The sequence below is a fragment of the Caproicibacterium lactatifermentans genome (assembly GCF_013315815.1).
Taxonomy (GTDB): Bacteria; Bacillota; Clostridia; order Oscillospirales; family Acutalibacteraceae; genus Caproicibacterium; species Caproicibacterium lactatifermentans.
In genome coordinates, this window is record NZ_CP046051.1 from 1768564 (window position 1) to 1781102 (window position 12539).

The window sequence follows — 12539 nt, forward strand, 5'->3', positions numbered from 1 at the left end:
ATTACAGTCTGTAGCAGACCTTACCCGGGTTCAGAATCAGCTTAGGATCGAATACTTTCTTAATACCCTGCTGGAGACGGATGTTGACCGGGCCAAGTGCCTCTGCCAGGTATTTTGTCTTGCCAAGGCCAATGCCGTGCTCGCCGGAAATCTGGCCACCCAGTTCCATAGCCTTCTTATAGATAGCGCTCATGAACTCATCAACCTGCTTGTTGAATTCCTTAGGATCCATATCATTGGAGCAAGCATAGATGTGCAGGTTGCCGTCGCCAGCATGGCCGAAGTACTTAACGGAGAAGTCGAACTTCTTCTTAACATCTGCAACAAAGCCAACATATTCAGCAATTGCATTGACAGGCACAACCACATCGCATTCGTCCAGCAGCTTTGTCTGCTCTTCAATGCCGTCGAGGAAGGAAGAACGAGCAGCCCAGATATCTTTCAGCTTCGGTGCTGTATCAGCAACGAAAACATCCAGTGCGCCATCCTCCAGCAGCATTTCTGCAGCCTTCTCAACGATTGGATCCAGCTCATCCTGTGTGTCGCCATCGAAGGTTACCAGCAGATAAGCGCCTACATCGGTGCCCTCAATCTTACGCGGGAACACCTGCTTGCCCAGATACTCTTCAGAAGAAACAAGGATTTCTTTCTCGAAGAATTCCAGTGCCTGCGGATGGAAGTGGCGCTTAAAGAACTTCGGAACAGTAGAAATGCAGGCTGCCAGATCCTCAAACGGAGCCATCAGGCTGATGGTTGCCTGCGGAGCCGGAATCAGCTTCAGTGTCATTTCTGTGATAATGCCCAGAGTGCCTTCGGAACCGCACATCAGGTTGGTCATGCTGTAACCGGAGCTTGTTTTGGAAACAGTTGCGCCGAAGTGGACAATTTCACCAGTCGGCAGAACAACAGTCATAGCACGGACATAATCACGGGTAGCGCCATACTTAACAGCACGCATACCACCAGCGTTGGTGGAAACGTTGCCACCCAAAGTAGCCAGTTTCTCGCCCGGATCCGGCGGATACATGCAGCCATGCTTTAGGGCATCATCAGCCAGTGTCTGCAGCAGAACGCCAGGCTGTACGGTAACAGCAAAGTTGTCCAGGTCATAGGAAAGGATCTTGTTCATTTTGGTCGTGCAGATGACAACGCCGCCGCAAATCGGGACGCAGGCGCCAGCCAGACCAGTACCTGCACCACGTGTAGTTACCGGAATGTTGTTCTCATAGCAGACCTTCATGATAGCCGAAACTTCTTCTGTGCTGGTTGCATCAATAGATACGTCAGGCATACGGCTGCCGTAAATCGGCATCTCGTCCTTTGCGTAGTCTGGGTTGACATCCGCACCGGTAACAACATGACCATGTGCAGCTTTTTCCAGTTCAGCAATAATCTCGGGTGTGACGGAATTGTAGTTAGCCATAACAGCTCCTCCTTAAGGATAATTCTTAAAACAATAATTATCAAGTATAATTGTTGCTCTTTCGTGTTAATTCTTAAAAAATTTATAAAAGTAAGTCTTATTTGCTAAAATAAAAGTCAATATTCGTTATTTCTGTTACAGAACCATAACAGAAATACCATCCGGAATAACTACCAGATGCGCATCCTGGCCCTTAATCTCACGGGCACGTGCCAGTGCTGTGTCAATGTCCGGTGCCCACTCCATCTTCATGTCCTCAATGACCTGACGCTGTGCCGGGTCAGTAATGTAAATGACATGATAATGGCAAAGGATGCGGCAGAGAATCTGATATTCCCACTGATCCGGTTTTGTCTTGTTCTGTGGAGTAGCAAGAATTTCTTTGGCCAGTGCTTCAGGAGAAGAACAATTCTTCAGCGCATTGTAGAAGCCCTCACCGCCGTGACCGTCGTTGCACTTTGCAACCATAAGCAGCACCGCGTTGTCGGCGGCTGCTGCTTCAGCAGCAGTCAGTCCCTTAACGCTCTGGTAAATGTTCTGGTCCAGCGGATAGCCGCCGTTGCTGGAAATGACGATGTCGCCTTTCTGCTTCGGGCTGACTTTGCAGTACTTGCTGAGCAGGTTGCAGCCAGCCTGATGTGCCTGAACGGAATCACCGGCAAATGCTGCAACGACCTTTTTGTCTTCATCAATGATAACATTGACGATATACTTCAGGTTGGCAAGTCTTGCTGCTTCCAACATATCCTCATGTAGGGGATTGCCTTCCAGCACACCTGTACGAGCATACGGAGAAGCGATGAACTTGGAGCAGTGGTTGCCCAAAACCGTAACCTGGTCACTGACACCGGGAAGCACACTCTTGCGGCCGCCGGAGAAGCCAGCGAAGAAATGCGTTTCAATGAAGCCCTCGGACACCAGCAGGTCCGCATTTGCAGCGACTTTGTCAACCACACAGGGAGCTCCGGACGGCAGCACACCAATCTTTATATTGGCATCGGGGTTGCGGCTGTCATGAATAACAATCTTCTCATGGTCCACAATATCCTGGCCAAGTTTTGCCACCATTTCATCCTTTGTTGTAGGGCGGTGGAAACCGGTTGCCACCAACAAAGTGATGTCAATATCCGGATTTCCCTCCCGCAGTTCTTTCAGCATAAAGGGAATGATATGCTTGCTGGGCACTGGACGGGTATGGTCACTGATAATGATTGTGCAGGTCTTTTTTCCCTTAGCCAGTTCGCACAGGCGTGGGGAGCCAATCGGATGAGCCATTGCTTCCTGTACCAGGTTGTCCTCCGAACCGGTAGCCTTCATCTCACCAATGTGAGAAGTAAGGACTTCGGCCTTTGACAGATCCGTATGAAGCGTCATGCCAGATTTTCCAAAGGGAATCTTAATTGTATTCATCTCTTTTTTTCCCTCCATTTCGGTAAGAAGCGTCATGCTTCTTCCTGCTTGTTCCGGATTCTTCCGGATTTTTTGAATGGTGCGTTAATTAATGATGTAACAATGGTTCCAGTCGTTCAGCAAGCGGTGAATCTTCCAAAGGATTGGTCAAACCACTTGCTGGCTTCCCTAAAACTTTATCACAAATACGCTCAAATGCAATCCCTAAACTGGAATTTCTCACTTTCTCACAATTTTAAAGGCCCGTGTTTGTGTATATAGTAAAAAAAATATATATCTTGCAGAAAATTATGGACATTTTCACAGCATGGGCATATAATAACGTTATTGAAAAACTGTCGGTTACAGCAAAAGCGAGCTTTTACGAACATTCATTTTTATCCATTCTGACAAGTATGGTATGGGGCGAGAAAAAAGTCGAATATATTCCATTCGCTTCATTGTGAACTTTTGCAAACCCATTATACAACTTTTTTATGTATATTGCTAGTAGTATTTGATACTAGCGAAAATAAATTTTGGCAGCATATGATGCTGCCACAGAGGAGTTTAAGGAGGTCCTGATTTCTATGTTACAATCCATCATAGCTCTAGTTCCTATTATATGGATCATCGTAGCTCTGACCGCGCTGAAAATGCCCGGTCACTGGGCGTGCGTAAGCGCCATGTTTATTGCCATAGTGCTTTCGCTGGCCATGTGGAAGATGCCCGTTGTCGGCATGGCTTCTTCCGCGTTGGAAGGTTTCCTTTCCGCGCTATGGCCTATCATCCTAGTCATCATCGCAGCAATCTTTACATATAATTTGTCGCTGCGCAGTGGGGCTATGGATGTTATTAAGAAGATGCTGACCGGCATCTCCGCAGATAGGCGTATTATTATCCTGCTTATCGGCTGGTGCTTCGGCGGCTTCCTCGAGGGTATGGCTGGTTTTGGCACCGCTATTGCAATTCCAGCAAGCATGTTGGCCGGCATGGGCATGAACCCCGTCATTGCTTGTTTGGTATGTATGCTGGCAAACGCATTCCCGACAGCCTTTGGTTCCGTTGGTATCCCAACCACAACACTGATCAGCTCTACTGCAGCCGCTTTTGGCGGCGCCGGCATGATTCCGACCACCATTTCCTTCATAACAATCGCTCAGATGCTTCCGTTCATGATTTTGATTCCGTTCCTGATGGTCATTGTCGGCGGCGGCGGACCGAAAGCCCTGAAAGGCGTGGTCGGCATTACGCTGGTTTCCGGCATCAGCTTTGTTATTCCGGAACTGATTGTTTCCAAATTCGTTGGCCCGGAATTGACTGTTATCGTTGGCTGCATCGTTTCTCTGGCCTGCACCATTCTGATGGCTCGTGCCCGTAAAGACAAGCCTATTCCTGCCGAATATGATATGAACGCCGAAAAAGGCAAAGGCGGTGCAGTGGCTGAAAAAGTGTCCACTATGAAGCCGATTGTCGCATGGCTTCCTTTCATCCTGATTTTCGTATTTCTTCTCTTCACATCCAAATTGGTTCCGCCGATTAACCATTTCCTCGGCCAGTTCAAGACTTCCGTCATGATTAGCACCATGGCAAAAACACCGACATCCTTCAGCTGGATTAACACTCCTGGTGTGCTTATCTTCATCGCTGCTATCATCGGTGGTATTGTACAGCATGTTTCCGGTCACGACATGGTTTCTACACTGGGCGCTACCTGCAAACAAATGGTTAAGACCATTATCACTATCATGTCCGTTATGGCTATGGCAAAAATCATGACCTACTCTGGCATGATTAAAGATATGGCTAACCTGTTTGTCACATTGACCGGTCAGTTCTATCCGTTCGTTGCTCCTATCATTGCAGCAATCGGTGCGTTCGTTACCGGCAGCGGCACCAACACAGAGGTTCTGCTTGGTTCCCTGCAGGTACAGGCTGCAAAGACACTTGCTCCAGGCTCCACAGCTCTTGCATATTGGCTGGCTGCTGCGAACTCCCTGGGCGCTGGCATCGGCAAGATTATGTCGCCACAGTGCATCGCAACTGCAGTTGCAGCTGTTGGTTTGGCTGGTCAGGACAGCAAGCTGCTCAAGGGTATCTTCAAATGGTGCATACTGCTTCTGGTTCTTGCCTGCCTGCTTGTTGGCCTCTTCAAAGGCATTGCACCGGCTCTCATGTAAATCCGGTTTCAAAAACGAAACTTTCGATACCTGTTGTATATCGTACAGAAAAAGGTCAGCGTCCTTTGTGGGCGCTGGCCTTTTTTCTGCTTTTCTGTAGTGGCTGTCCTACGGCCAAACAAATATACATATTATTGTACACACCATAAAAACAACATGGGGGGTATACAAAAGGCATTTTCTTTTTCTTTTCAGTATGCTATAATAAAACCGCTTTATTGCTTCCGGCTGCTCCCTAAAGCTGCCGAATTCACAGCAGAAAGGAAACATTATGCAGATACTTGAAATTTTCAAGGCAATCATTCTAGGCATTATCCAAGGGATTACCGAATGGCTCCCTGTCAGCAGCACAGGACACATGATTCTGTTTGATTCTTTCTGGCCGATGGACCCTGCCATGTACCACGGCGGACAGAAATTTATAGACCTTTTCCTGGTCGTCATTCAGTTTGGCTCTATTTTGGCGGTGCTTGTGCTGTACCGGCACCGCTTGAATCCTTTCAGCAGGCGCAAAACACCACAGCAGAAAAAGAGCACTTGGTCGCTTTGGCTGAAAGTTATCATTGGTACGATTCCGGCTGGCATTGTCGGAGTACTGCTCGACGACTTTCTGCATGAACATCTTTACAATGCGGTTGTCGTCGCCATTGCCCTAATTATATACGGCATTCTTTTTATCGTTATCGAAAACCACCACAGAAAGCTGCGTTTTCGCACCTCGGACGCCATTGACAACCGAACTTCCCTAAAAATCGGCTTATTCCAGTGCCTTTCGCTGATTCCCGGCACTTCCCGTTCCGGTTCTACTATTTTGGGTGCCTCTCTGCTGGGCTGTGCCCGTCCGGCAGCTGCAGAGTTCTCTTTCTTCCTGGCAATTCCGACAATGCTGGGCGCCAGCGTTTGGGAAATCAGAAAATATCTAAAAAATTACCACGCTGGTTTTTCCGGTTTGGAACTGTCGGTTCTGCTCATTGGCATGATGGTTGCTTTCTTCGTTTCCATTTTCGCTATCCGTGGACTGATGCAGTTCGTCAAAAAACATAATTTCAAACCGTTTGGCTGGTACCGCATTGCACTTGGCGCCATTATCATTCTCTTCTCCCTAACGCACGTTTTAAAGGTAACACCGTAAAATAATACATATACAGGATGTTTTTCTGTTTTCGGCTGAAAATGTCCGAAACAAAGGAGGCCCTTGTTTCCATGAAAAATTTTCTTAAAAAAATATTATTTCTGTTTCTTTCCCTTTACGGTTTATGGAAGTTGCTGATTGGGTTTAAACATACCCGGCTGGCTGCGGACCTGTCCGAATTTCCGCCTGTCCAAACAAAAAGGCTTTCATAACCGCAATGTCCCCGCCTGTGCTGTGCAGACGGGGACATTTTTTATATTCTTTTTTAAAGTCCTGCCGCACGTTTCAGCAAAAGCAAATCAGATATATCCAGCAGCGGTACACCGCCGCCGGGTGTTCTCCCCTCCGGCTGTGTCATATCCGCCGCCTGTGCTTTCAAACCATCCAGCTGCCGCCCTCCGGCTACTGACTCCCGCAGCAGCTGATAGGACGCTTCATCCGGATGCCCGCTGCCGCACAAATCACCGGGAATAACGATTGTAATATATTTTATTTTTCCGCCGCAATTATCCCGCACAACATCCCCTGTTGTCAGCCATCCCGTCTTAACCGACTGCCCATCTACCCGAATAATTTCTATGCTTTCTTTTTGTGGTTGGTCATGCATCTGGGAAATTACCTGCTGCATCTGTGTTACCGTCATTGGGCCACCGCACCGGTAAAGGAAACTATTGAGCGGCTGCTCCTGGGAAGTGGACACTGCACTTTGAGAAGAAAGGCTGTCAGACGGCAAACTGGAACTTTCCGCATGGCTTTCAGGAACACTTTCCTCTTGGCTGCCTGATTGAGAAGCCGCGCCGCTCTCCTCCGCCAAAGATGCAGAAGGATCGGATGAAACCGAATCAGGTGAAGCAGCTGGATTGGAAATTTCTGAAGCTGTACTGCTTTCCGACACTGCAGACGTACTTTCCGGTACATCTGCGGTCTTTATCGGCTGCACACTGCTCCAGCCGTCTGATGGAACAGTCTGTACAGAACTGCATACCGTTAATTTTTTCATTGGCATAACGACATACTGTGTCTGTACATTTTCAGCTGTTGTGTACCGAACATACAAAGTACCAGCGCTGCTGCATGCCTGCAGGACCGGTACATCCGCACCTGCCTGCAATGCCTGTTTTCCATGATAGGCAGCGCCGTCACTGTAAAGGTCCAGATAATCTTTTTCAGCTCGGCGCATAAGCAGAAAGATGTTCCCGTCAGCCGTTTCCTGACAAGCGGACTGCAGTGTGCCGTCAAAAGAAGCGGAGCTGCCATCCGCAGACTGCAGCAAGAGAGAATCTTCCTGCTGCAGCAATGTTGTTCCGTCATTGAATTTCCAAATGATATCTTGGCTGCCGAAAACTCTGGCTGTACTGACCTGTACAATAAAGGACAGAACCAAAGCCACGCTTAAGACCGCCAGCCTATTCTTCCGACTGTGCTTTCCCATATTTTTCTCCCCTATTTTATCTTTTTCACCCCAATTATACAGTAGTATGGAGAAAAATAACATTTATTGTGAGTATTTTTCACAAATTGACTTTTTACAGGAAATGATAGCAGGGACGTTCTTCCCCAAACAGGTACCAGTCCAGCAGGTCGTAAAGCAAAACCGCCAGCATACCCACCGCACACCAGCCCAAAGAAGCTGGCAGAGAAATCTGGCCGAGCAAATTATACGGCTGGTCCGAATAATCCCATACGTTCATGTGCAGCCACAGATTTACAATACATCCCGTTAAAAACTCGCCGCCGGTAATGGTCATGCCCGCCAGCACAGCCCTTCCCAACAAGGACCTGCCGTCCTGCTGCTTGCCGCGTTCCAAGCCAATCAGAAGGAATAACGTACCTCCTGCCAAAAACATTGTCCAGTGCGTCCAGCCGCGCCACGCAACCTCCAGCAGACAATACAGTCCGCCCCCAACCAGCCACATACCAAGATGTTCCAGCACAGTGTCCTGCCTTGTTTGCTGTATGGCCAGCGCCGCAGTCTGTGTATTCCCTTGTTCCATGCAAAAGCTCCTCCTTCACCCTGCCGCAGCGGGCTTTTTCTTTTCCCTTAGTATGGCGCAGAGCCCATCTGCTTATAACCGGTATGGGTATGGTTCCTTTCGGAAACAGAGGGGAAACCTGCAGAAAACAAGAAAGCAGAAAATGCTACCATTTCCGCGTGCTTCGATATATAATAATGTAGAAAAGGAAAAGATAAATCCATATCCTGTGGACAGCAGCGGCTGTCTGCCCGAAAAGAGGAGTTGCCACATGGAAAGGAAAAATAAAAAAGAAGAAGTCATCCAGCAGCCGAAAAAAATTGTTTTATCTTGGACCATACTGGTCTGTATCTCGGCGGCTTATATCATCGGTGGTGCGCTGCTGTTGATCTTCCCGCAGGTTTCTCTTCCCATGCTTTGCCAAGCACTCGGTATCCTACTGGTTATCACCGGTGCGGTTTTCGTTCTGGTTTATTTTCTGCGCAAACGATACCTTGTGCCCGGTCATTTCGAATTTGCGGGCGGTGCCGCGTGCATTCTGCTGGGCATTTTTTCACTGATACGCACAAATGAAGTTGCTTGTGCCTTTCGTCAGCTGCTGTCCATCGCCGTGCTGGCAGACAGCCTAATTAAAATGCAGTATTCCACGGACCTGCTGCGGCTGCGCATGAAAAGATGGTGGATTGTCCTTATCATGGCCGGTGTCAGCACCGGGCTTGCCATGACAGCACTAACCTATTCCTTTGGCAGTGATGCTGCACAGCTGACCTTTACGTATTCTACGCTGATTGCCGACGGCATTCTTAATATTATTGTCATCTGTATTCTTCGTCATGCACACAAAACATACCAGATAAAAAGCGAACAGGAGTTGGAGAACACCGCTGAGCTGGACCCCAGTGAGCTTTCAAAACCGAAACTTCCGATTTAAAAAACTGATACAAACAAAAATACCTAAAAAAGGCCGCAGCCAAGTGCAGAATTCAGCGCTTAGCTGCGGTCTATTTTATTTTGCAGCACGTTCCATCAGGTCCAGCAGCTCATCAATTTTTTCATCGGCATTGCCGCTTTCCACCGCCTCGGTCACACAGCAGCGCATATGTGCGTGCAGAATCTCCCGGTTGGCTTTTTTTAAAATGGCCGTAACTGCCTGCAGCTGGTTGCTGATATCAATACAGTAACGGTCCTCTTCCACCATTTTCATCACACCGTTCAGCTGTCCTGCCGCCGTTTTCAGCAGCCGCTGCACGGAATCTTTGTCCGCCTTCATGCTTTGTCTGCCACGTTTCCGGGCTTGTATCCTGCCGCTTCTACAGCGCTGCGCAGAACTTCATCGCTGACCCCCGCACCGCAGATAACCTCCGCCTGCTTCTCTGCAAGGCTTACGGAAACTTTCTGAACACCCGGCACTGCCTCCAGTGCCTTTTGTACATGTGCCTGACAGTGTTCGCACATCATGCCCTCTACTGCAATGATTTTTTTCATGGATGATTCTTCCTTTCGCATTTGATTTTTACGGATTGTATCTGCAGCTTCAGCCGCCTGCGGCAGCTGTGCAGTTTTTGGCTTGAAAAAGCGCAGTCGCAGTGCATTGCCCACAACAAAGACGCTGCTGAAGCTCATGGCAGCGGCAGCAAACATCGGGTTCAGCTGCCAACCCAGCAGCGGATAGAAAACGCCCGCCGCCAGCGGAATGCCTAAGCTATTATAAAAGAAAGCCCAAAATAGGTTTTCTTTAATATTGCGAATAACCGCCCGCGAAAGCTGAATGGAAGCGGCAACGTCCAGCGGGTCGCTTCTCATCAGCACCACATCAGCCGCCTCTATGGCAATGTCCGTCCCGGCGCCAATGGCAATACCCACATCCGCACGCGTCAGAGCAGGCGCGTCATTGATGCCGTCACCGACCATGGCCACTTTATGTCCCTGTTCCTGCAGCGTACGCACCTGTTGCTCTTTATCCTGCGGCAGGACTTCCGCCACCGCTTTATCCAACCCCAGCCGGCGGCGGATAGCTTCAGCTGTCTGCCGGTGGTCCCCAGTCAGCATAATGACCGAAAGACCCATTTTTTGCAGTGCTTCCACTGTAGAACGGCTGGTAGGTTTCAGCGGGTCGGCCGCCGCAGCCAATCCCATCAGGGTATGCCCTTTTGCCACATACAAAGGTGTTTTGCCCTCTTTGGATAATGTTTCAGTCTGCGGCAACAGGGCGGCCGTGTCCGCGCCACACATCTTCATCATGGCAGCGTTCCCCGCCGCATACACCGTGCCGCCTATTTTTGCCTGCACGCCGCGTCCCGGTACAGCCTGAAAATCCGTCACTTCCGCCGCAGTCGTATGATTTTCCTCCGCACAGCGCAGAACCGCCTGTGCCAGCGGATGTTCACTGGGACGTTCCAGCGCAGCCGCTGCCAGCAGCAGCTGTTCCTTTGTAAAGGGCGGCTGTACGATAAGGTCTGTCACCTCCGGCCTGCCGGTGGTCAGCGTACCGGTCTTGTCCAGTACGACAGTATCAACCGTGTGGGCCGTTTCCAGTGCCCGTGCAGACTTGAAAAGGACACCCAGCTGCGCGCCGCGGCCGGTCCCAACCATAATGGCAACCGGTGTTGCCAGCCCCAATGCACATGGGCAGGAAATGACCAGCACCGCAATGCCAGCCCGCAGGGCAAATTCCGTCCCATAACCTAACAGCAGCCAAACAGCCGCTGTTACCGCAGCAATCATCAGCACGGCCGGCACAAAAATTCCGGCGATTTTATCGGCCAAACGGGCAATCGGTGCTTTGCTGCTGCCGGCATCTTCCACCAGACGGATAATCTGCGCCAGTGTCGTATCGTCACCGACTTTGGTTGCCCGAAAGATGAGGTGTCCAGTCCCATTGATGGTAGCCGTCACCACTTGGTCACCCGGCTTTTTTTCCACCGGAATGCTTTCGCCGGTGATTGCACTCTGGTCCACCGCCGACAGACCCTCGGTCACAACGCCGTCCACTGGAATGCCAGTGCCCGGCCGCACAACAACCAAATCCCCAAGCTGAACTTCTGCCACTGGAATTTCCTGCTCTTGTCCATCGCGCTGCACTACGGCTGTCTGCGGCTTTAGGTCCAGCAGCTTTTCCACTGCCGCTGTAGTTTGGCCTTTTGAGCGGCTTTCCAAATATTTTCCCAGTGTAATCAATGTTAAAATCGTACCAGCAGACTCAAAATATAAGTCATGGTGATATTTTTGTGCCAGTGCCATATCACCGGTAGCCAAACCGCTGCCGATACGGCAGATAGCAAAGACACCGTACACGACTGCCGCAGTGGAACCAATGGCAATTAAGCTGTCCATGTTAGGCGAACGCTGGAACAGCGTGCGGTATCCGTTGATAAAATAGCTGCGGTTGATATAAAGAATTGGCAGCACCAGAACGAACTGTGCCATACCGTAGGCAACCGCATTTTGCATACCCGCCAAAAACGGCGGCAGCGGCATACCCACCATGTGCCCCATGGCGATATAAAATAACGGTATAAAAAATACAAAAGAAGCAGTCAGCCGGTTTTTCATGTGGTGCTGTTCTTCTGCGGCGCGCTGCCGTGCTGTTTTTTCCTCCGCCGCCAAAGGTTTGTTTCCCACCGGTCGAGCCTCATAGCCCGCTTTCTCTACAGCCGTGCAAATTTTGGTTTCGTCAACCGCTGCCGGGTCAAACTGTGCCGTCATGCTGTCCGTCAGCAGGCTGACTGTACAGGTATCTACACCAGCAAGCGATTTGACCGCCTTTTCCACGTGTGCCTGACAGGCAGCACACGTCATGCCGGTCACCGTAAATTTTACCTGTTTCATATGACCACTCCCCTTCCGCTAAAGGATTCCGTCAGCAGGTCTGTAGTTTATGTGCAGACTGCTTTTGTCATACCTATCCCCCCACCCGGGGGGCACCATCAGTATAAACTGCCCAATTCAGCATGTCAAGATTTTGCTTGACAAACGCCGGTATTTTCATATAATGAACGTATGAACATGTATTCATATGTTTTGTGAAAAGGAGGATTCCTCATGTCGGATAAAAATGGAATTGAACGCTGTGACTTTATCCATGTACATGAATCCATTGTTAAAAAAGTAGAACAGCAAATGCCGGACGAAGAAGTACTGTATGACCTTGCGGAACTTTTCAAGGTTTTCGGGGACAGTACGCGCATTAAAATCCTGTATGTCCTGTTTGAAAGTGAAATGTGCGTCTGTGATATTGCCCAGCTGCTGAATATGAACCAATCTGCCATCTCGCATCAGCTGCGGGTTTTAAAACAGAACCAGCTGGTGAAAAACCGCCGCGACGGCAAAACTGTCTTTTATTCTCTGGCAGATGACCACGTGCGCACTATTCTGGATATGGGTATGGAACATCTGCTGGAACTGTACGGCAGCCACACGGACTGAGCCTCCTGTTTCTAGAT

At 49.5% G+C, this 12539-nt stretch carries 10 protein-coding genes; 4 read left to right on the forward strand and 6 right to left on the reverse strand.

What is annotated here, in order from left to right; translation table 11 throughout:
- Position 1: 1 nt before the first annotated feature.
- Both GJQ69_RS08670 and larA read right to left on the reverse strand, forming a co-directional pair.
- The gene (locus GJQ69_RS08670) at positions 2–1423 is read right to left on the reverse strand and encodes an FAD-binding oxidoreductase (RefSeq protein ID WP_174193514.1); all 1422 of its coding nucleotides are present in this window, start codon (positions 1421–1423) and stop codon (positions 2–4) included.
- A gap of 135 nt (positions 1424–1558) precedes the next feature.
- Positions 1559–2833 (reverse strand): nickel-dependent lactate racemase, encoded by a 1275-nt coding sequence (larA, locus tag GJQ69_RS08675; protein ID WP_174193516.1) that lies wholly within the window; start codon positions 2831–2833, stop codon positions 1559–1561.
- Between the two features lie 569 nt (positions 2834–3402).
- Between larA and GJQ69_RS08680 the strand changes: the two genes are divergently transcribed.
- Together GJQ69_RS08680 and GJQ69_RS08685 are read left to right on the forward strand one after the other, a co-directional pair.
- A complete protein-coding gene (locus GJQ69_RS08680; protein WP_236849684.1) occupies positions 3403–4992 on the forward strand; it encodes an L-lactate permease in 1590 nt (529 codons plus the stop codon).
- Positions 4993–5263: 271 nt separating this feature from the next.
- The gene (locus tag GJQ69_RS08685; RefSeq protein WP_086035127.1) at positions 5264–6124 is read left to right on the forward strand and encodes an undecaprenyl-diphosphate phosphatase; all 861 of its coding nucleotides are present in this window, start codon (positions 5264–5266) and stop codon (positions 6122–6124) included.
- Positions 6125–6389: 265 nt separating this feature from the next.
- Here the strand turns inward: GJQ69_RS08685 and GJQ69_RS08690 are convergent, their stop codons facing one another.
- Positions 6390–7556, reverse strand: coding sequence for a hypothetical protein (locus tag GJQ69_RS08690; protein ID WP_086035126.1), 1167 nt, complete (start codon positions 7554–7556; stop codon positions 6390–6392).
- 94 nt (positions 7557–7650) lie between these two features.
- Complete coding sequence (locus GJQ69_RS08695; RefSeq protein WP_086035125.1) at positions 7651–8118, reverse strand: putative ABC transporter permease; 468 nt, start codon at positions 8116–8118, stop codon at positions 7651–7653.
- Between the two features lie 250 nt (positions 8119–8368).
- Here GJQ69_RS08695 and GJQ69_RS08700 point away from each other — a divergent pair, with 250 nt between their 5' ends.
- Positions 8369–9028 (forward strand): HdeD family acid-resistance protein, encoded by a 660-nt coding sequence (locus GJQ69_RS08700; RefSeq protein WP_086035124.1) that lies wholly within the window; start codon positions 8369–8371, stop codon positions 9026–9028.
- 75 nt (positions 9029–9103) lie between these two features.
- On the opposite strand, the gene GJQ69_RS08705 is transcribed toward GJQ69_RS08700, so the two are convergent.
- Positions 9104–9367 (reverse strand): metal-sensing transcriptional repressor, encoded by a 264-nt coding sequence (locus tag GJQ69_RS08705; RefSeq protein ID WP_086035123.1) that lies wholly within the window; start codon positions 9365–9367, stop codon positions 9104–9106.
- Positions 9364–11925: a heavy metal translocating P-type ATPase gene (locus GJQ69_RS08710; protein ID WP_174193518.1), complete on the reverse strand. Its 2562-nt coding sequence runs from the start codon at positions 11923–11925 to the stop codon at positions 9364–9366. The genes GJQ69_RS08705 and GJQ69_RS08710 overlap by 4 nt, the downstream gene beginning before the upstream one ends.
- 213 nt (positions 11926–12138) lie before the next feature.
- On the opposite strand from GJQ69_RS08710, the gene GJQ69_RS08715 reads away from it, so the two are divergent.
- The gene (locus GJQ69_RS08715) at positions 12139–12522 is read left to right on the forward strand and encodes an ArsR/SmtB family transcription factor (RefSeq protein ID WP_086035121.1); all 384 of its coding nucleotides are present in this window, start codon (positions 12139–12141) and stop codon (positions 12520–12522) included.
- Positions 12523–12539 lie beyond the last annotated feature (17 nt).

Coding starts and splice junctions, on each gene's coding strand:
- GJQ69_RS08715 (WP_086035121.1), top strand. CDS start 12,139: ATGTCGGATAAAAATGGAATTGAACGCTGTGACTTTATCCATGTACAT.
- GJQ69_RS08685 (WP_086035127.1), top strand. CDS start 5,264: ATGCAGATACTTGAAATTTTCAAGGCAATCATTCTAGGCATTATCCAA.
- GJQ69_RS08680 (WP_236849684.1), top strand. CDS start 3,403: ATGTTACAATCCATCATAGCTCTAGTTCCTATTATATGGATCATCGTA.
- GJQ69_RS08695 (WP_086035125.1), bottom strand. CDS start 8,118: ATGGAACAAGGGAATACACAGACTGCGGCGCTGGCCATACAGCAAACA.
- GJQ69_RS08700 (WP_086035124.1), top strand. CDS start 8,369: ATGGAAAGGAAAAATAAAAAAGAAGAAGTCATCCAGCAGCCGAAAAAA.
- GJQ69_RS08710 (WP_174193518.1), bottom strand. CDS start 11,925: ATGAAACAGGTAAAATTTACGGTGACCGGCATGACGTGTGCTGCCTGT.
- GJQ69_RS08670 (WP_174193514.1), bottom strand. CDS start 1,423: ATGGCTAACTACAATTCCGTCACACCCGAGATTATTGCTGAACTGGAA.
- GJQ69_RS08705 (WP_086035123.1), bottom strand. CDS start 9,367: ATGAAGGCGGACAAAGATTCCGTGCAGCGGCTGCTGAAAACGGCGGCA.
- larA (WP_174193516.1), bottom strand. CDS start 2,833: ATGAATACAATTAAGATTCCCTTTGGAAAATCTGGCATGACGCTTCAT.
- GJQ69_RS08690 (WP_086035126.1), bottom strand. CDS start 7,556: ATGGGAAAGCACAGTCGGAAGAATAGGCTGGCGGTCTTAAGCGTGGCT.